We start from the raw sequence: 21,242 nt of genomic DNA, 5'->3' as shown, positions 1-21,242 counted from the left end.
AGCAAGAAAATCTCGAAGGATAAGAATTCTCAGCTGATCACGAAACATTTTTTATTAGATCTTCGAGATCGTCACTGGCAACGAGAGACTCCAGTCGTGCTCCATTTTGAAGGCTGTTGTAATTTCATGATTGAGACCAGCGCGTCTGTTAACAACTCATCGCGAGATTCTTGTCAGATTTTGATCAGGTAGTTCTAACAGTGACATTGGTACTAACACAATATTGAATGTTCCAACAATGGGAGATCAGACAGAGACTTTCAAGTTTATCTGAGTGAAATGCTGATGATGTAATTTCCGGCATTACGTCACACAATGCAAAGTAAGCATTTTTGGAGATCAGTCAATTCCTGGGCATTTTGGCATGAATGCCGTTAGCTTGAAGGAATCGTCCGACTTTCTTGAGAGTAACATCGACAGACAGACTGCTTATACATTATTCTATGCCTGACCTTTCGGTAGCTGCGGGTCACAGCTTTTGATCGACTCATTATCAATCCGTTTTTTTCACATCGGGACAAATCTTGCCATGAATTCAGGACGGTCAACAGAGGGAAATACAATTCAGAAAAAAGGAACCTTGTTGATTGAGGATCCAATTTTGAATAAGGGAACTGCATTTACCGAACAGGAACGAATCGAAAATGGACTGCTCGGTTTGTTGCCTCCGCACGTCGATACGCTCGACGAACAGGTGGATCGTGCGTATGAGGCGTTCTGTGATTTCCATGACAATATTGACAAGCATATCTTTCTGAGACAGCTTCAGGACGAAAACGAAACATTGTTCTATCGCTTGCTGCTGGAGCATATCACCGAGATGATGCCCATTGTTTATACGCCCGTTGTAGGATTGGCCTGCCAGCGGTTCAGCCATATCTACCGACGCCCGCGCGGGATCTTCATCTCTTATCCCGAACGTGATTCCATGGATGCCATCTTCGAAAATGTGCAACGCGATGTCGATGTGATTGTGGTGACCGACGGTGAACGCATCCTTGGCCTGGGTGACCAGGGAGTGGGTGGTATGGGCATTCCGATTGGAAAACTATCGCTCTACACTTTGTGTGGTGGGGTCGATCCTGCCAGAACATTACCAATTGTCTTGGATCTGGGAACCAATAATCAGGAACGGTTGGACGACCCGCGTTATATGGGTTGGCGCGAGAATCGGATTAAAGGCGCTGAGTATGATGCTTTCATCGGGCAATTTGTTGCAGCCGTCAAGAAGCGGTTCCCCAATGTGCTTTTACAATGGGAGGACTTTGCATCCGTCGACGCCGAGCGAATTCTCGATCAGTACCGCAATGATCTTTGTACGTTTAACGATGATATCCAGGGCACAGCCGCTGTGACAACAGGTACGATTCTGGCTGCGATTGCCGCTTCCGGGGGTGATCTGAAAGACCAGCAGATTGTCATGTTGGGAGCAGGCTCTGCCGGCGTGGGGATCTGTTTACAACTGAAACAGGCCATGTTACTCGCGGGAATGAGCGAACCGGAAGCCCGTTCGCGTTTCTACGTGATCGACAAAGATGGTTTACTGCATTCTGGCCGAACGGATCTGGACGAACTGCATCAACAGTTGGCGCAGTCACCTGAAAATCTAAACGGCTGGGACTGCGATGTGTCGGGGGCGATCTCTTTTGCAGATGTGGTTCGCAACAGCAAGCCGGGAGTGCTGATCGGAGCAACCGGACAAACGGGCGCCTTTTCTGAGGACATTATTCGCGAAATGGCTAAACACGTGGAACGACCTGTAATCTTTCCACTTTCGAATCCGACTTCACGGGCAGAAGCGACTCCAGCCGACTTACTGAAGTGGACTGATGGGAAAGCGGTGATCGCCACCGGCAGCCCTTTTGATCCTGTCGAATTTAATGGTGTGACCCATACTATCGCACAATGTAACAATAGTTATATTTTCCCTGCGATGGGGCTGGGTATTCTGGCTTCTCGGGCACGGCGTGTTACCGATTCTATGTTCATGGCAGCGGCATCAGCACTGAAAGAAACTTCGCCGGCGCTCAAAGACCCCACTGCATCGTTACTGCCTCCATTGACTAACATTCGCGAAGTCGGGCGACATATTGCAAAGGCCGTTGCCGCAGCTGCGATTGAAGCTGGTGTGGCTGACTCCGTTACTCCCGATGAAATTAATCAGCGGATTGAGCAAACCATGTGGAAACCAGAGTATTAACACAGCAAGTCATGTTGCATCTTAGGATGATATGCGCATCAATTGATATAAGGAAATTTCATGTCTGATCATTGCACTACTACAGTTGGTTCCTATCTTGCTTCACGGTTGGAAGAAATCGGTTTACAGCATTACTTTGCTGTGCCGGGTGACTATAATCTCGTCTTGCTTGACAAGCTGCTGGAAAACAAAAATATGCAGATGATTTCCTGCTGTAATGAATTGAACGCAGGGTATGCCGCCGATGGATATGCGCGGGCCACAGGAGGTGCCAGTGCTGTCTTCGTTACTTATAGTGTCGGAGGTTTGAGTCTGCTCAATGCCATTGCGGGGGCGTATGCAGAAGACTTGCCTGTGATTGCCGTTTCGGGAGGGCCGAATACCAATTCGGAATCCGAATTTGAAATGTTACATCACACGTTGGGGACGCTCGATTATGACTATCAACGTGATATCTTTTCAAAGGTGACTGCCGAAGCGGTCACGATCCATGATCCTCGCGAAGCGCCTGCTCAAATTGATCATGCCATTCAAACGGCACTTCGTTTTCGCAAGCCTGTTTATATTGAGATTGCCTGCAACATCGCTTCGGCTGTGACTGCAGAACCGACCGTACGAGAGTTCGGGGGACCGACGGCCAGTGATCCACTGTCGTTAAACGCCGCCGTCGAACACGCGGCAGAGCTACTCAATGCAGCAGTCAAACCTGTGATGGTCGCGGGAGTCAAACTACGTTCGTTTGGAGCAGAGGAACACTTTCATAAACTCGCGGATGCGTCGGGGTATGCAATCGCCACAATGCCCAACGCAAAAGGTTTTTTTGACGAACAGCATGCGAACTACATCGGAATCTACTGGGGTCCCGTGGGTTCACCCGGCTGTGGAGAAATTGTCGATTCTGCAGATCTCTGTTTGTTTGCCGGTCCTACATTTACTGATTACACCACCACAGGACACGCGGCTTTAATTAATCCGACGCAAGTCATACAAGCCTTACCGAACAGTGTAGTGTTCCCCGACCGTACTTTCAGTAATGTCAAATTAGCAGACTTTCTTGAGTCACTTTCCACGAAACTGAAACCGAATGATGCATCGATGGTGGCCTATAAACGAATTCAGGAAGAAGTGACGCCACTCCGCCCCGGGGCGCCGGAAACACCTCTTTCCACACGTCAACTCTTTTCACGCATTCAACAGATGTTAGGCCCCGATTCCGCAGTGATCGCGGAGACGGGTGATTCGTGGTTCAATGGAATTCAGCTCGATTTGCCGACAGGTTCACGGTTTGAAGTCCAAATGCAATACGGTTCGATCGGCTGGTCCGTTGGTGCCACGCTGGGTTATAGTATCGGTGCACCGAATCAACGTCCGATTGCTCTGATTGGAGATGGCTCGTTTCAACTGACGGCTCAGGAAGTCTCCACGATCATCCGTTACGGATTGAAACCGATCATTTTCCTGATCAACAATGGTGGTTATACAATTGAAGTGGAAATTCATGATGGACCGTACAATACCATTAAGAACTGGAATTACGCGGAACTGGTGAATGTCTTCAATGCAGAAGATGGAAATGGCTGGGGTTGCAAGGCTGGTACAGAAGGGGAACTGGACGATGCGATTCAACAAGCGGTGGCCCATGATGGTCCTGCCTTCATTGAAGTGCTCATCGACCGGGATGATTGCAGTAAGAATCTGCTTGTCTGGGGAGGGCATGTGGCCAAAAATAATGGCCGTCCACCACACTCTGCATAGTGGAATGAGAACCATATTGGTCTCTGTGGTAAAGCCACATGAGCGTGAATGTTTGCAAAATAGACTGAGGATGGAAACTGATGGAAGAAGTCTGTGAATTGCCCGATGGGAAGCTGATTCTGCGAACCCTGGCGATGCCCGCCGACACCAATGCGAACGGAGACATTTTTGGCGGCTGGATCATGTCACAGATGGATATCGCTGGTGGAATCATGTCGAAAGAGATTTCAAGTACGCGCACAGTAACCATTGCCGTTGAATCGATGAAATTCATTCGACCCGTCAAGGTAGGGGATGTCGTATGTTGTTATGGAACGGTTGAAAGAATTGGTACGACATCTATTAAACTGCAACTTGAAGTCTGGGTGGAGCCGGTGCTGCGCCATGAAGATTACGATTGTCCCAGTTTTAAAGTCACTGAGGCTGCGTTTACTTATGTGGCCATTGACAAACACGGTAAGAAAACGCCGATTGTCAAACAAGGCACCTAAACGGTTCTCAAATTCACACTCGCATTAAACAGAGATTCATCGCTGCCAGTCTGTTGCTGGGGACTTGTTCCGTGTACAATTGGAATGACTCTCTGAGTCTGATTGAACTGAATTTACCAGAAGCAAAAAGTGAATGACTTCTGTTGGCCAGAAATATTTTCAACTGCCAATGAACAGCGCGAAAGGATCAGAAACTCATGAAGAAAGTGGCGATTATTGGTGGAGGGTTCAGTGGAACAATGGCAGCCGTCAATTTGGCGCGACTGAGCACAGGTCCTCTTTGCATTCAACTGATCAATGATAAATATCCACTGGGACGTGGCGTGGCCTATGGTACGAAGCGCGAAGAGCATCTACTGAATGTAGCAGCTCGAAATATGTCGGCTGTTCCCGATCATGCCAACCATTTCCTCGACTGGCTCCGAACACGCGTTGATTATAGCGACTTACCAGATCCCCAACTTCGTGAGACATACGTACCACGGCGAATCTATGGAGACTACTTGCGCAGTATATTGTCAAACTATATGCAGCCCATCGATAGTCACCATCCTGCTGAAATTCATGTGATCGAAAATGAAGCCGTAGATATTGAACTCAATTATGATGGATGTGCAGAGATCACTCTCAAAGATGGGGAAACGGTCGAAGCGGACCGTGTCCTGCTTGCCACCGGCAATCAGCCTCCCTCACCTGTCGCATTTTCTGATCACTCGTTTTCACACCCCGCTTATTCGCCAGATCCGTGGGGAAACTGGATGGAACAAATTCCTGATTCGAAGGAGGACGTTATTGTCCTGGGAACAGGGCTATCGATGGTCGATGTCTTCCTGACGCTCAGCGAGCAGGAATGGGAGGGGAATATCATCGCGATTTCCCATAATGGGATGATTCCCCAGGCCCATTTTCGTGGAATCGAGTATCCCGATTTTCTCCCACCCGAACCGGAAAAACTGGGACTTGAGAAGCTTGTCGAATTGTTGGAAAAGCATTGTCGACAACTGCAACGGATCGGTGAGAATCCGGGAATCGTTGTAGATCGTTTGCGACCACATACCCAGCGCATCTGGCAGCAGTTTCTGGTGTCCGAAAAACAGGAGTTTCTCAAACGTTATGCAGCACGCTGGAATGTGATTCGTCACCGAATCGCCCAACCCATTCATCAACGGGTCACAGAAGCCATTACGGAGGGGCGATTACGTGTGATGCGTGGTCGAATTTCCGGACTGAGAGAGCAAGGTGACAAAGTGGAAGTAGCACTTCAAGACAGATCGGGAAACGAGCAGTTGCTGTCTGGGGGACTGGTTGTAAATTGCACGGGTCCCAACAGCGGTTTTTCAGACACCAGTGTCCCATTGTTTCAAAACCTGTTGAAACGGGGATTGATTCGACCCGATGAACTGGACATGGGCATTGATGTGGCCGCAGATTTTGCTGTGATGAATGCGGAAGGAAATCCATCTGAGTCTTTGTTTGCCATTGGTCCTTTGATGAAAGGGACACTTTGGGAAACAACGGCCGTTCCGGAATTACGTGGTCAGGCGATGCGAGTCGCTCAATTGCTCCTGGACGATGTCGCATTGGTTACGCCGGGACATGATTATCGATTCTCTGTCGAAGAAGAGCATGTCATCGAATATTATATTTGATGGATTTGCAGTTGTGACGTTCGCCAGAATTGCCAGAGGGACAATCACTCCCTTTGCCCTGCTCATTGTTCAAATGACAGAGATTGTTATTTTTTGCATGAGTTCAATTACCTCTATTTCTGAAATTTAGCAGAAAGTCCGTTTGCAATCTCTGTGTAAATAGGATGTTTAGGTTGTTTGTGTTGATGGGTATTTTAAAAAGGAGGAAGTGACCTAAGTTTATAGAAGAACAGCGATACCAGAAGCCCGATATTTATGAGGGATATTATTCCGGACTGTTGTTTGGGATAAACTCGTTTTGTTCGGGTGAGATGTATAAAACGCAAGACAAAATGATCAGAGTGAAGCTCTAAAACACGCCGATCTAGTCAAGATGACTTCGTATGAACTCTACCACTGATTTTTTATCAAAACTGTTGTTTATCAAGAGTGGAATTGATTCAAACTGGGACTATCAGTTCAACCCCGTTGAGAGTCAGGAAACAACGTCTCGTTTCAGCTTGGGAGAGCTGTTTTGTGACGTCGCAACCCGCCATGCGGACCGACCTGCGATTTCGAATTCTGTAGCATCGTGGAAGTATCATAGCCTGCTGTCTGCGGCCCAAAAAATATCTGATCAACTCCAAAGTCATCCTGAATATCAGCCAAGCCATCGTGTGATTCTCTTAGTGCCTAACTCGATCGCTTATATTGCCGCGTTTTATGGAATCTTAATGTCGGGGGGAGTTGTAGTCCCTTTGCCCGCTAATACAGAGCGAGGAACACTTCAGAAGATTCTCGAATCAACAGAAGCCTTTTATATTATTTCGACTTCGCAGGTTCTGAGTCGACAGCCTGACTTAAAAGGACTTCAGAGTGATACCATCTGTAATGATGAGTTAGGGGCACAAAACCAAACGATTCCTCCAAAGCCCATTGTCACCACCGCAGATGATCTGGCTGCGATTTTTTTCACAGCTGGTTCCAGTGGTAAGCCCAAAGGGGTGATGCTCAGTCATTCCAACTTGATTTCGAATGCCCAGTCGATTCAGGAGTATCTTGAATTGAAAATGGATGAGCGTCCTTTATGTATGCTACCATTTCATCATGCGTTTGGAAATTCCATCTTGCAGTCACATATCTTGTTGGGTGCGCACTTAGTTTTAGATGGTAACGCCTTGTTTCCAGAGAGCATTGTGAAAGCTGCGATTTTTCATCGTTGTACCAGTCTGTCTGCAGTACCAGATTTATTCCGGACTTTATTAGAGCGAACGTCTTTTAAGAAAGCCAATCTTTCCTCATTACGCTATATGTCGGTAGCCGGTGGTGCATTGCCGCACGCGCTTTCTGTTGAAATCAGTCAGTGTATTGTCCCCGCTCGCTTTTATGTGATGTATGGTCAGACAGAGGCAACGGCCCGCCTAGCTTATGTGCCTCCTGAAGATCTGCCCGAGTTAGCTGACGGGTGCATTGGTCGCGCGATTCCAGGAGTGATTCTGGAAGTAGTGGATGAAAAAGGACGTACGACTGAGCCGGGAACTGTGGGAGAGCTGCGTGCCAAAGGTGCCAATGTCATGCGAGGATATTGGCGCGATGCGACAGAAACGAGACAGCGCATCAGAAACGGTTGGTTGTACACAGGAGATCTGGCAACGATGGACGAGGCAGGCTGGATTATCCTCAAGGGACGACGTAATGCGTTAGTCAAGATCTCTGGTTACCGAGTGCACCCGGTTGATCTGGAAGAATTTGCCCTGAGATCATTCCCCATTTCGCAGGCAGTAGCTGTACCGTACGAATCGAAAGATGTGGGGACTCGATTGGCTTTGTATATCAAATTGAATTCCAAAACTGACCAAATATCAGTTTCTGAAATGAATGCCATTTGTCGTAAAAACCTGCCGCGTCAAATGGTTCCGGATTTCATTAAAATTGTTGAATCATTTCCATTAAATCATGCCTTAAAAATAGACCGTTCGCAGCTGTCGGTATCAGCAGAATAAAAAACGCAGCTTTCGATTAATTATACATTCCATAAACTGAGTGAATTCGAATGAATCGTTCGTTTCAGGATTACCTTGCGGAATGATCACAGTCGGTCACCAGACAACGGAATCTCAAATTGCGGCGCAGTGCTTAAAAATAGTAGCTTCTGACCTCGCTGATTTGCTCGTATCAAATCACCGCACTCCCGGATATTCGTCTCCGCTTTATATGCTGAGATTTGGTAAACTAAGAAAGCAGACGGGGAAAACTGCACGCGCGCGACGCAGATCACAGAGTTTTGCGAGAGACGCAGTGGTGTCAAACTGTAAATAACCACCTGAAAACAAGGCTCCATTCGATGAGAAATGGGTCTCTAAAATGCCAAGTGCATATTTTTTGATTATTTTGTCGCAATTGTGAACCATTTGTCGAATCATGTAATACTGGTACTGCGATACAATTTTGAGTTTGGAATCGAAGCCTTTATATTTGGGGGAAAGACAATCATGAAACGCTATTTATTGATTGCATTATGTATGATGAGTTCTCTCTCTATCTTGGAAGCGGGAGAAAAGCGAACTTGGGAGGGGAAGTGGAATAATCGCAAGTATAACACAAGTGGACCACTTAAGTGTGTAGCGGCATCAGATGACAAAGGAGTCTGGAAGGCTACATTTACCGGGTTGTTCAAAGGGGACCCGTTTAAATATGAAGCTACGTTTCAATCTCGACCAAATGGTAATCAATTGAATCTCGCGGGGACTGCCACTATTCGAGGACATAAATATCAGTGGGCAGGCTTTATGAAAGGAGCGACCCTCAGCGGAAAATACAAATCCAACATCGGCTATTACGGTGAGTTTGTCTTGAAAGAGAAAAAATAGACGACTATTGAGATTCTAAATCAATCTATTGATATCATTTATTCAATTGTAGGAATATGTGATTTAATTTGTTGCAGATTGGTTTTGCCTGTCGGTTTTCCAAACTTCGTTATCAACTTTATCAGTAGCCAGGCCCAAAAGGGGATTGCTTTCTCAAAAATAATGCGTTCAATAATTTCAGTTTTTCCACCTTTGGGAATGATCTCGTAGATCACAGTGAAATGATCGGGCGCTCGCTGTTCCTGTTCTGATTGCACGACTAGATTACAGGTGACCTTTAGAGGGTCGTCATCTTCCGGAACCATGCCAGCAAAGTCGATGTTTTTGCCTTTGAATTGAAGCTGGCCAATACACTTATTCCCCTCTACAGCAATAGATTTGATCTTGCTATTAATCTTTGGCCAGTTTTCCAGATTACTGAGCCAGTCGTGAATGACTCCAGCCGAGGCATTTATCTTTGCTTTCTCTGTTAATTCCAATTGCATTGGTCGAGCTTTTACATGTGCGTGAATGAAAGACCACGGTTTACAGAGTGTGGTTGCACTATTAATTCTTCGCAAGATTGATTAGATTCAAAGCGCGTTCTTTTCAGACTAATTTCTGGCAGATTACATCATTTATTGGAGGGGAAAATGTACAAAGGATTATTAATCATTTGATCGCTTTGTATGCATGCCGTGTTTGAGAACTTGACAGGTATTATTACAACTTCATTCAAATTTTTTGAGTGCAAAAAGATAGATGGTATGTGGAATGTTCAGTTTTTTAACACGTGGTCAAATTAATATTGTGTATTGTGCAAATGCGAACTCCGCTTGCAGGTCGAGTAAAATGAGTGTATACAAGATGAATATGATTTCCCTACCAATGTGAAATCGTATAACGGGTCTTCCAAATTCAGTATTCGAACACTTCTTACAGTAACAAACAAGCTCATTTTTGTAGTGCCAGTTTTCAATTGAATCTTCCTTCAATGAGCTTCGTTCCAACTACATAACTTGTTTCTTTTGATAAGAAGAAAATACAACATACCTCTACTCAAAGTACCATACCATTTGATGATTCTTATCTGTGAATCAGATTCAAATATCTTTACCTGAAATCATCTAAATTAAATAGTTCAAAACAATTGGGATTACTGTGATAGAAAGGAGTTCTGTTTCAATAAGGTGGCTCATTTCGTTTAGTTCCTTATGGAAAGTGATTCCCTCCTTTCCATGTTCACGCGTATGGAGATCACAAAAACAGTTCTATTCGATTGAACACAGCGTAGTTGTTTTTTCATTCCGATCATCTATAGATAATTATTATTCCCAGCATTTCGACAGAGTTGATATGCCAATCATTTTTATTTTATTTATACTTTCTTCATTCGATCTGGAGATTGAGTTCTGAAGAGAAAGTGCCGTTAAGGAAAACGACCATATGAAAAACAATCCTCTGCCGCGTCTTGATGAAGACCAAGCACTTCGAGAGCGTTTACTCCCTCATTGTCGGCTTTCATTAGGAGAGGTTTGGGAAGATCCTTTAGGACAGCATCGTGTGGCCTGTGCCGATGCGACAAATCTAAGCCACATAAAAAACCTGGTTCGTGATGATCGGGCTTCTTTAGCGATACATGATCCACCTTATAACCTGGTTGCTTTCAATTTGCGGGATGTCGACGCATTTATTGAATGGTGTGCGGACTGGGTTCAACTCTCTGAACGATTTATGGTTCATAACGCTTCATTTTATGTCTGGTTAGGCGCAGACCAAAACCAACATTTTCAGCCCTTGCCTCAATTTATGATGATGATGCAACAGCTGGAGTTATTTGAGTCACGCTCTTTCATCACGATGAGAAATCAGAGAGGATATGGAACACAGAAAAATTGGATGGCCGTCAGACAAGAATTATTGTACTACACCAAAGGGAATCCTTTTTTTGAAGTGCAATATACGGACATTCCCAAAATTCTAAGAGGTTACTATAAAAAGATTAACGGCAGAAAAACAGAAAATCTGGAGCGCGGTAGATCAGAAAATATTCGTCCGGGCAACGTCTGGGTTGATATCCAGCAAGTGTTTTATCGCATGGAAGAAAACGTGTCGGGCTGTTATGCTCAAAAACCTCTTAAGTCTTCCGAACGCATTATTTCTGCCAGTTCACAACCCGGTGATTGCGTCCTCGATTTTTTTTCACATTCTGGTTCAACATTAATATCCTGTGAACAGTTGGGACGACGCTGTCTAACAGCAGACCTGGATCCCATCTACTGTGAGATTTCGATCCGCCGACTGGAACATTTTCGCAATTCTGGGAAAGTCGGATGGCAAAATGGCCATCCATTTGAAGATGTATTGGAACCTTCATTGGATGAACAATTAATGGCGGATGAATAGACGTAAAGAATTACTTGGTAAAGCTAAATATCATTTTCACGTATCGATGAGACCAAAGTAAGCAGGGAATCATTTCCCCATCCAGTATTCACGTTCATATCCGGCGTGGTCATGATCCGCTTTGATATCTCATTAGATTATCAATCTATCATGAGGTTATTCAGCAGTAACTATTTAGAATTCAATGCAAAGTTCACTTCAGTTGCATCTTTATTGATTGTAGCAGTCAGTTTACTGGTTGCTGGATCGCTGTATTTAAGTGGGATCTCTACTCCACTTGATGTCGAACCTTTCGGCTCAGCTAAAGGATCTGACACTTCAGTCGACGAAAAAACGGAGACTTGATACTCGCCAAATGGGATTCCATCACCATATTGGCTGCTTGCTATCATGTAACTACCATTCTTAAGCTCTGCTGTCGCAGCAAATCCGGAGCTCGAGATGAAGTTGATCTTCCCCTCCGAAATAGGGGCTGTGTCCAGAGTGACTCTTCCGGTAACTGTTCCTAACGACTCTTCCGAACGAGAGCATCCAGATGGTATCCACAAGCCAATGATCACGACGGCAGAAAAACAAATTGGGTTTCGAACGTTTTTTTTTATTTTAAACATGGGACCACTCATCTCTGTTACGATAATCACAAGGATGTGAATGCGAACTGTTACAGAATCAGATTATAAAATACCATTTCTCGTTAGAATTAATTTAAGGCATGAAGCAAAGCCATAGACTTTATATCAGAGCATAAATATAAAAAACGACATTACGAGGTCACGTGCTTAGAAAGCATTTTTCTCTATCGAGCGAGTATGTATAAGGCTGCGTTAAACCCCTATGGTCGTTTACACACTAAAACTCTCCAAGAATCTTCCCATCATCGCGGATCGAAAGATTGATGAGAGTTGTTTGGTCAAGTGAGGAGGACAGGAAGCTAACCCCACCATCTGCACGTAATACAAAAGCCCCACCGGCATGGATCGACTGAATAGAGTTGTTTACACCATCACGATGATTCCCCCCTGTACTGGGGATTTCAGTAACATTGTCGATTGGGTATCGAATGGTTGTTATATTACGCGCCCAGGGAGTACTGCTGAATGGGTAGGTTTCACCCGGTACAGGTCGGTTCGGGCGTCCTTCTGCACCGGGACCCAGCCAGGTTCCCCACTCACCACTACCACGAATATCGACATCCTGACCACTTGAATTGACACCCCAATCGGACTGTTCACCTACCATAATCGTGTTTGAAGTTCCATCGGTGATATCTCGCAGTTTCACTGACGCATTAGCCACTAAGATCCCATTCTCGCAAGCATAACCTACATTGTTACTCACACAGCGATTTTGTCCTGTAGGATCGTTAGACGATGTTGCTGAGGCACTTGCACCAGAAATACCAATGTAACAACTCGTTGCGAACACGTTGTCTCGAACGCAGAATTTAGGTAGGGGGCTCGACGGACACCAAAGTATGTTTGGTGCCCAGTTTTCCAGCATTGATCTATTTGGTCCACCAGAGTAGCCTGCCCAGTCAACCGTTACCAATCTATTTGTCATTGCACTTTGTTCCAGGTGTGGAAGAATCGCTACCCACCAGGAAAAAGAGAATTTTCCAAAGCCGCCTGCAGGGAATGACCTATGCGCATCATGATAATTATGAAGTGCTAAGCCAATCTGTTTTAGATTATTTCGACAGGAAGATCGGCGTGCTGCTTCCCGAGCCTGTTGAACTGCCGGCAATAACAGGGCAATTAAAATGGCAATAATGGCGATGACTACGAGTAGCTCAATCAAAGTAAACGCGTGTCGTTGTTTTGTCGGCGAGTTCATGAGTTCGTCCTCTTGAAAATATGAATGATCATGAAAGAGATGAGAAACAGATTTTTATAATCAGAGTTAGAGCTAACTTAAGAAAATGGAAAAATAACAAACTTGATATGCTACTGACGCCAATATAAATTGTATTGGTGACAATATCAAATTAATAATGCACAATTGATATGGTTTTTAGATATTTATATATTGGCGACAATGTCACAATCGAAAGCGATTTTAGTCATAGGGTTCTTTCAATTTCCCTTGTTTTATGGGTTTTCGTTGCATGGATTGAGCGACCCATCAACGTTGGTTGTTGTGTCTTTGTCTGCCGATCTCTATAATTGAGAAGACTTGAAACACCTTTGAGATGAATTCAGAGCGGAGACAACTTGATGCGAATCATTTTAAATCGTCGAAAAATATTACGGTTGGTTTTATGTATTTGTTGTGCTCTTGTCTTTTACACCGATGCTCACGCTGCGGAGAAAGTCTTCAAAGCGGGTGCTGCCACCAGTAACATAACACCTCCGTTAGGCGAATACGTCGTAGGTGGTTTTAAGCCTTTTCCAGCGCAAAATGTTCATGACGAATTGCACGCTCGTTGTATTGTGCTTGACAATGGAGAAACGAAAATTGCGTTTGTGATTTGCGACAGCCTTGGAGTGAAAGCTGAGGTTTTCGACAATGCTCGTAAATTGATCAAAGAAGAAACGGAGTTGCCTCCAGAAAACATTTTGATGGCGGCGACGCATACGCACTCTGCTACACGCGCCAGCAGTCCAAAATATCATCCATTTCTTTCACGTCGAATTGCAGACTGTGTGCGTCGGGCGTTAGAAAACCGAGTGCCTGCTAAAGTCGGTTGGGGTGGAATTGACGAACCATCTGAAGTTTTCAATCGTCGTTGGTTTACGACGAATCCGGAATTCTGCAAGAACCCCTTTGGTGGCATTGACACAGTTCGTATGAACCCACCACGTGGTAATGCTGCACTGGTAAAACCTGCTGGCCCCATCGATCCCGAGATTTCATTTATTAGCGTTCAGACACTCGATGGTCGCCCGCTGGCTTTGTTGGCAAATTATTCACTTCACTATGTGGGTGGTGTTAAAAAGGGGGAGATTTCCGCGGACTACTTCGGCATTTTTTCAGAAACGATTGGTTCATTGATCGGAGCAGAGCCAGGTCACCCACCATTTGTGGGCATGCTTTCGAATGGAACGAGCGGGGATATCAATAACATCAATTTTCGAAACCCCGGTCAGCGCATGAAACCTTATGAAAAAATGACACAGGTCGCTGAGCTTACTGCCAAAAGAGTTGCCGAAGCGTATCAAGATGTGAAATACAAAACCTGGGTTCCTCTGGGTGCCGCCAGTCAAGAATTGACGTTAACGGTTCGCAAACCAGATGCCGCCATGCAGGCGTACTTTAAGAAAGTCACTGCTCAACCAGAAGACGCTCCCAAGCATCATCGTTATGAACGTAATTACGCAAGCCGCGTTCAAAATTTGCTTGATGGTCCGGATGAGATCACCATCATGTTACAAGTCTTGAGAATCGGAGATTTGTGCGTGGCGGCCATACCCTTTGAAACGTTTTGTGAGATTGGGCTGGAGCTCAAGGAGAAGACTCCCTTTGATGATGCCTTTACTATTGAACTTGCCAATGGTTCTAACGGTTACCTTCCGACTCCCGCTCAGCATAAGCTAGGTGGCTATGAGACTTGGATGGGCACGAATCGTGTGCAGATTGATGCGTCTGATAAAATCACTGCGATCATTTTAAAGTTAATGAAAGAGTTACATAACGAGAAATAAGAACTTATTCCTTATCGATTTTAAATGATCTTATCATAGTCATCACTCAATACTTTCAGAGAACCTTGAGTCAGGTCATGGATTGAAGACGTTGTGATTCCAATTCTAATATTGTTACACGAGCATGATTTTCGTATTAGAAAATTGAGAATAAAGTTCCAATTCCTTTGCTATCAGCTACAATGCAGTCACTATCAAGACTCATCATGGAATAGGGATCAATTATGTCCAAGCGACGAACTCGAATGATGTACGCTGGGGGAGGGGTGTTGGCTCTGGGGATCATTTTGGGTCAGTACTTTGGTCTGACTCCTGGTATCAATTCAGGATCAGGAGAGGGAGAAGAGAAGGCTGCACCTGGTACTGACCCTCAATCAATTCTCGCATCAACTGAAACTGAAATCGTACCTGTACTGATCCAACCAGAGCCGGAGCAAAGTAAGTCGCAATCTGAGGCTCCTCTGAAAGTGCTGGACATTTTGATTGATAATCGTAGCTACTTCATCAAAGCCGCTTCCCAGCCCAAGGAGAAATATCGACGTGCGGAGATTGTAGAGATTATCAGTCAGGCGAAAAAAGCAACCGGTAATGAAGACGGAATTCATATCCGTGTATACCGAAAAGGTTCTGCACGTGTGATACCGGAATCATTGCTGAAAGAGGAACTGAAAAAGTCGGGACTGTCTTCAGAAATGATCGACTGGAAAATTCATCTTGTGGACTGAATTGTGATCTCTTTCAATAAACCTTCACGCTCTACTAATACCGTAAATGGCAATGGAATTGTTGTAGCAAGCTTGCGAAATTCATCGCTTGTTCCAAATGTTTTTCCATCGATCTCATAAATTCGATCATTCATTTGGAGCCCGGCCAGATCAGCGGATGATGCTTTCAGAATGTTGGAAATGACGATGACGGTCGGCTCGGAATCATCAGTCTTCCATTCAATTCCCAGTCGTACTGGCTGCCCTTTTAGCTCAACAGGAATTTCCAGGGGCTTTTCTTCTTTTGGTCTTTTGACTTGCATCACGATTTTCGAAGGAGCACTACGAATAAGAGCGGCAAATCCAGAGTCTCTTATGGGGGATTTACCATCAACCTTAATGATTTCATCCCCGATTTTGAGACCAGCTTTCTTTGCAGGGGAGTTAGACAAGACTTGAGTCACCAGAAGGTTCCCCTGTTTGTATTTTTCTGCATTCCAGGCTACACCCAGCCGAGGTGGGTCAGGTTTATCAACTTTGGCTTGTTGGTCGATTCCTTCCAGAATATCTTGATCCGCATTCCGATATTTTGGTTTTTCCTTTTGAAGTGAAAAGTCGAGTGTGAGCTGTGCCAACAGTTGGGCACATTTTTGTGCTCCCGCATAATCGACTTTATGGGCATCATCTTCAGGGCGATGGTAGTCCTCATGCTTTCCAGTATGCAGCATCAGGAAAGGAATGCCTCTCTTATAAAAAGGCCAATGATCACTGTCTGGTCGAACTGCATTGTTAAACCGAATTTTGACTCCTGTTTCGCGATGATTACATTTTACTGCAAAAGAACGTAACCCTTTTGATGATCTGGATCCAAATAGGTTCAGAGGTTTTCCATTCAGACGACCCACCATATCTAAATTGAGATAAACAGAAATTTGATCGAGGGGAATGTTGGGATGATCTACCCAGTACTTTGATCCAAGTAATCCCATTTCTTCTGCATCCCAAAATACAAACATCAAAGAGCGTCCAGGAACTTCTTTATGTTTGGAAAGTGCCTGGATGACTTCGAGAAGTGCGGCAGTCCCACTGGCGTTATCATCAGCACCATTATGAATCTGGCCGACCCCTCCTCGACTGTTACTTGGTTTCCCATATCCGACGTGATCGTAATGCGCACCGATCACTACATATTCTTTTTTCAATTCAGGATCGTTTCCGGGTATGATTCCAATAATGTTGCGAAATCCACCTTGAAATTCCTGGAAATATCCTTCGTCATCTAATCCAGGCTTGATACCATATTTTTGAAGTAACCCACGAATATAAGTACCAGCCGCCTGCCCTCCTTGTGAGCCGGCTTCTCTTCCCTCAAGTGAATCGCTGGCTAAAAATTCGATATGTGTTTTCAGCTCATCGACCGAAATTGACTTTACTGCCGCTTTATATGCGCTAGCGGCAGGATAATTCGTTTCAGCTTGAATGAAATGATTGCCACAGGCAAACCAAACCAAACCAATCAAACATAAGAATTTGATTTGTGAAGAATTACATTTACGAAAAACACCATTCGCTGGATCAGAAGTCAAAGTTCGCGGCTGTTTTGGTTTTTGATACACGCTATAAAATTCCCGACTGTTTTTGAGATAGGTGAATTAGAAAGATGGCCTATTCTTACTATACCTCTTATTTTAGGCTAGTGCTGTGTACAAATGATATTGCTCCGGACAGGTTTAAGATCAGTTACAACGACTGGTATTGCAGTTATTTACGAAGATTGGATAAAACACAATATCAATTTAATGCCCATCAACCGGCAATAATTGCAGTTAAAGGACTCTTAGGAAGTGACTTAGGGTAAGTGACTTTTAACTGAGATGCAAATCTGATTCATAAATAACGACGGCAAGGAAGCCATGGTACGTTCATTTGCTCAAACTCTGCTAAATCAATTCGCACAAATTTTATGTAAACGATTGGGAATTCTTTTTCTCATCGGTTGGATCTGTGGCCTCTTTCTGTTCGCCTGCATTCAGCGCTTCCAGTCATTTGTTAGTGACAGCTCAGAAGTTTTAGTTGGGATCGGGTTATCGATCTGTATTGGGATCTGGTTGGGTCTACCAACATCAGTTGCGCAGTCCAGCCGTGCTTCGGACTCAACATCGAAACCAATTTATGATCGCAGAAAATTTCAATTCACGTTGCTTACTTTTGCAGGTTGGTCCATTTGTTTTCCGCTTCTTTTAAAACAATTGAATCAAGTCTTACATCTGTTTTCGATTCAACAGATGTCAAATTTTGTTTTTCTAACAGGCCTCATGATATTGGCTGCGATCGCGCTCATCATGCCTGCTACCTATTGGTGTGCCCGATTATTCTGGTTGACTGTGAATCACATTGGTTTCAATTCTATTCACCAGCTGAATCAACATATTGCCCGTTATATCACAGGCATCGTATTTGGACTGTTCATTGCTATCTTCTGGTTAGTGCCGCAACTAGGCTGGACGATTTCGCTGGCATTTCCTGTCGGAGTTTCTTTACTGATCTGTTTTGGTCCATGGTTATTAGCTTACCTGGGATCTTTATTTCCTGAATCTTTCGAGTGGGTTCAGATAAATTTGATTAACATGAAATCAGGTTTACTTTCTGAGGAGAATGAGCGTTTGCTGTCAGAAAAGCAGACTGAGATTCCCTTTGTGATACATGGTAGTCGTTTTCTTGTAAGTCTGGCCGTCGGAATTCTCTTTGTGACTTCGAGTCGTGTTCTCTTTCAGTTGTATCCAGATTCACTTTACCTGAAAGTGATAGCCTGGTCTGCATTCTTAGCTGGAATTGCAATCGCATTGAATTTCATCCGTTTTCGTGGGTTAGAGGCTGCGGTTCAGTCAACAATCTGTTTCACTTTAGGAACAGGCATCGTTGGCATTGGTTGTCTGGCACTATTCCCTCTGTTTGTCTCTTGGATGCTATATGCAAATGCTTATATTGAGTTTGCTTTCGTTCTGGCATTGGTAAGAGGAGCTTTAACTGCGTTTATCTTTTGTGTTCTCGGCTATTGTTGGAGTGGTTTTTTAAATTTATCGATTCAGCCCAAGCGTTCGCGGGAAGACCAAATATCAATGTATCAACTTCCTGTTTGGCAGCCATTCTGTTTCCTGGCAGGCCTGTTACTTAGTTATGGGCTCGTTAGTACTTCAATTGCAGATGTCAGATCAGTTGCTGCGATTTCTGCATTGGTTTTACTATGTCTGGCAGTAATCATCTGGTTTTCGCAGTACCGGCTTCCTCGAACGAGAATGCAATCTGTGACTGCGAGTTTATGTTTAACGGCACTCATTACCGGCTTACTGTTTCATCACAATTATGATGCCCGTCGCTCAGCAAAATTATTATTTTCAACGAATACTTTTACAGGCTTGCGTTACGGATTAAATTCAGAGTTATTGCCTTATTTGGATGAGGGGCGTTGCTTTTCGGAAGTCGAAGGTGAATATGGCACATTTACGCTCTGGTCATTTCGTGAGAATCAAATCCAGATCCGCAGGAGTGGACTGCCATTTGGAGTCACAACTGTCGATCCTGGGCTGTGTCCTCACACGACAGGGGAACTGATGCCCTTCCTGATACCCGTGATTCTTCATGAGCGTCCCTCGGAAGTCTTATTTTTAGGTCTGGGGGCAGGGGTCGGAGTCAACTCCAGTTTGGATTTCCCAGTTCAAAATGTGACTTGTCTGGAATCCGATCAAGGGCTCGTCAAATTGTATGAGGAAGAGCTTGCGTCTCGAAATTCCATTTCTGCATTCGATTCAGAACAAGTTCAATTGATTCAACTACCGATTGCGTTGGCGATGGCGTCTCGAACTGAATCGGAAAAGCAATATGATTTGATTATCAGTAATCCGGTTCAGTCAGTGGTGACACAGTCGTTGTCTGAATATACGGCTGAGTTTTATCAGAATGTTTCCCGCCATCTGAATCAAGAAGGGATTTTTTGTCAGAGGTTTCAACACATTGATTTTGGAGCCCAGCCTTTACGTGTGATAGCACAAACATTTCTTTCCCAGTTTAAACAGGTCATGGCAATTGAAATTGCCAATGGTGAAACATTATTTTTGGCAACGAATTCTGAGCAAGGCTTTATTCGGGACAATTTGATCGATCGGCTACAAGCTCCCCAGGTAAGACGCACAATGGCGCAAGTAGGCTGGGACTGGTCTGTTTTGATGAATCTGGCCGCCTATTCTCATGAAGCGTTGAAAGACATGGCCGATGATGTGAAAACATCCGTGAATAATACTTCGACCGGTAATTTTGCTTTTACACTACCTTTCGAATTAATGCGTTGGGGATTAAAGCGAGAAGAAATTCAGAAGATGGTTTCCAAAGAAAACCGTACGGGTCGTATTATCAACTGGATGCCACTTGAAAAAGATGATCCCATCGTGCTCAGGAGACTGTCAGAGGTCACTGCACAAAATAAATTGATGGCACAATACCCTGATCAATACTGGAAGTATCGGAAACCTGCCAAGGAACAGATTACAGAAAACCCGCGTTCATTGATCAGGCAAGTTGCCGCTGAGAACTTAAATGATGATTATATTCATAGTGAAGACAAACGCCGCATGCTTTATTTCAAAGCATTATCAGACGCGATGGAAAAGGCAAATCCTTCGATAGAACTTATCAGCCGTGTTGTGAAATTTACCTCCACCTATGATCCAATGGTGAGCTATTTTATGCATGATGAAGTGGCCGAACTCTACAAAAAGTCAAAAGACGCTCCTCCGATTCTCGAATTTTCACATCGACTTCATGCCATCAATTATGGGGCAGTTTCAGATCGGTCTATCAATTCTGTCGTGCGTGCTCTGGAATTAGCAGCCACCAAACCTGAGATGTTCCAGAGATCGCACCAGCAATGGGATCATTTAAATGGCCTGCTTCAGGCTCTGAAAGTACGTTGGGACAATCGTTCTCAAGCCCGCCCTGTCACCTCCAAGCAGGCATTACATGACATCGAACTGAGTATATCCGCAATCGAATTGGCATTTGATGCCATGGATGGATTACACGACCAAATAGGGGTTTCACAACAAAGCTGGGGTCTACGAAAACTGGTTTTAGAGCGAACATTGGTTCGGCCTTTACAGACCTATCAAAATCGAGTGTTACCACATCACTATAAAAAAACGCGCGAAGAAGCCAAAAAACTGTTAGAGAATATTAAGCTTCCCGAAGCTGATGCACTTTGAGGCTAAGGGTTCTTTTCAAAGTCAATTCAGGAATCGATTTACAAACTAAGTGTCGATCCGATGTAAGCAGCTTCTATCATTCTCTAGAATTTCAGATTCATTTCCTTCACTCGCGTTAAAAAGCCCAATTTTCTGAATCTTTTTGGACTCTAAATGAGTATATTGGGAAATGTTGAATAGGGCACTTTTGTCAGGTGAGACTCCTCAGGTGGCAAGAGGAAAGCCCAATTTCAGGTTACTTTCGAATCCTCGGAAAAGGCGGATCATGACAAACTACTTTTATTCAAATTCATATCATGCGTTTTCTAAACAT

The 21,242-nt window shown here is 44.4% G+C and carries 14 protein-coding genes; 10 read left to right on the top strand and 4 right to left on the bottom strand.

Features of this window, described 5'->3' with window-relative positions:
• The first annotated feature begins 529 nt into the window (after nt 1–529).
• The 6 genes from V202x_RS08230 (at nt 530) to V202x_RS08205 (ending at nt 8,944) form a co-directional block, all read left to right on the top strand.
• A complete protein-coding gene (locus V202x_RS08230; RefSeq protein ID WP_145172901.1) occupies nt 530–2,200 on the top strand; it encodes an NAD-dependent malic enzyme in 1,671 nt (556 codons plus the stop codon).
• A 60-nt stretch (nt 2,201–2,260) separates the two neighbouring features.
• Entirely contained in the window at nt 2,261–3,955 is a 1,695-nt protein-coding gene (locus tag V202x_RS08225) for a thiamine pyrophosphate-binding protein (protein WP_145172899.1), read from the top strand.
• A 77-nt stretch (nt 3,956–4,032) separates the two neighbouring features.
• Nucleotides 4,033–4,446 (top strand): acyl-CoA thioester hydrolase YciA, encoded by a 414-nt coding sequence (gene yciA / locus V202x_RS08220; RefSeq protein WP_197993404.1) that lies wholly within the window; start codon nt 4,033–4,035, stop codon nt 4,444–4,446.
• A gap of 197 nt (nt 4,447–4,643) precedes the next feature.
• On the top strand, nt 4,644–6,095 hold the full coding sequence (locus tag V202x_RS08215) for an FAD/NAD(P)-binding protein (RefSeq protein ID WP_145172895.1): 1,452 nt from the start codon (nt 4,644–4,646) through the stop codon (nt 6,093–6,095).
• A gap of 383 nt (nt 6,096–6,478) precedes the next feature.
• Nucleotides 6,479–8,077 (top strand): class I adenylate-forming enzyme family protein, encoded by a 1,599-nt coding sequence (locus V202x_RS08210; protein WP_145172893.1) that lies wholly within the window; start codon nt 6,479–6,481, stop codon nt 8,075–8,077.
• Nucleotides 8,078–8,566: 489 nt separating this feature from the next.
• On the top strand, nt 8,567–8,944 hold the full coding sequence (locus V202x_RS08205; RefSeq protein WP_145172891.1) for a hypothetical protein: 378 nt from the start codon (nt 8,567–8,569) through the stop codon (nt 8,942–8,944).
• Nucleotides 8,945–8,982: 38 nt separating this feature from the next.
• Here V202x_RS08205 and V202x_RS08200 read toward each other — a convergent pair whose 3' ends face one another.
• The gene (locus V202x_RS08200) at nt 8,983–9,429 is read right to left on the bottom strand and encodes a hypothetical protein (protein WP_145172889.1); all 447 of its coding nucleotides are present in this window, start codon (nt 9,427–9,429) and stop codon (nt 8,983–8,985) included.
• Nucleotides 9,430–10,369: 940 nt separating this feature from the next.
• Here V202x_RS08200 and V202x_RS08195 point away from each other — a divergent pair.
• On the top strand, nt 10,370–11,329 hold the full coding sequence (locus V202x_RS08195) for a DNA-methyltransferase (RefSeq protein WP_145172887.1): 960 nt from the start codon (nt 10,370–10,372) through the stop codon (nt 11,327–11,329).
• Between the two features lie 170 nt (nt 11,330–11,499).
• Here V202x_RS08195 and V202x_RS08190 read toward each other — a convergent pair whose 3' ends face one another.
• Together V202x_RS08190 and V202x_RS08185 are read right to left on the bottom strand one after the other, a co-directional pair.
• Entirely contained in the window at nt 11,500–11,940 is a 441-nt protein-coding gene (locus tag V202x_RS08190; protein ID WP_145172885.1) for a hypothetical protein, read from the bottom strand.
• A gap of 238 nt (nt 11,941–12,178) precedes the next feature.
• Nucleotides 12,179–13,162, bottom strand: a complete 984-nt coding sequence (locus tag V202x_RS08185; protein WP_145172883.1) for a DUF1559 domain-containing protein — start codon at nt 13,160–13,162, stop codon at nt 12,179–12,181.
• Nucleotides 13,163–13,542: 380 nt separating this feature from the next.
• Here V202x_RS08185 and V202x_RS08180 point away from each other — a divergent pair, with 380 nt between their 5' ends.
• The gene (locus V202x_RS08180; RefSeq protein ID WP_197993290.1) at nt 13,543–14,970 is read left to right on the top strand and encodes a hypothetical protein; all 1,428 of its coding nucleotides are present in this window, start codon (nt 13,543–13,545) and stop codon (nt 14,968–14,970) included.
• A 224-nt stretch (nt 14,971–15,194) separates the two neighbouring features.
• On the top strand, nt 15,195–15,695 hold the full coding sequence (locus tag V202x_RS08175; protein WP_145172881.1) for a hypothetical protein: 501 nt from the start codon (nt 15,195–15,197) through the stop codon (nt 15,693–15,695).
• Here V202x_RS08175 and V202x_RS08170 read toward each other — a convergent pair.
• On the bottom strand, nt 15,680–17,290 hold the full coding sequence (locus V202x_RS08170; RefSeq protein ID WP_145172879.1) for a M20/M25/M40 family metallo-hydrolase: 1,611 nt from the start codon (nt 17,288–17,290) through the stop codon (nt 15,680–15,682). The genes V202x_RS08175 and V202x_RS08170 overlap by 16 nt on opposite strands.
• 297 nt (nt 17,291–17,587) lie before the next feature.
• Here V202x_RS08170 and V202x_RS08165 point away from each other — a divergent pair, with 297 nt between their 5' ends.
• Nucleotides 17,588–20,929 (top strand): hypothetical protein, encoded by a 3,342-nt coding sequence (locus tag V202x_RS08165; RefSeq protein WP_145172877.1) that lies wholly within the window; start codon nt 17,588–17,590, stop codon nt 20,927–20,929.
• The last annotated feature ends 313 nt before the right edge of the window (nt 20,930–21,242 follow it).

Origin of the sequence: Gimesia aquarii, assembly GCF_007748175.1 — a bacterium.
In the GTDB taxonomy this organism is placed as follows: domain Bacteria; phylum Planctomycetota; class Planctomycetia; order Planctomycetales; family Planctomycetaceae; genus Gimesia; species Gimesia aquarii_A.
This window is presented reverse-complemented; position numbering and strand designations above follow the sequence as displayed.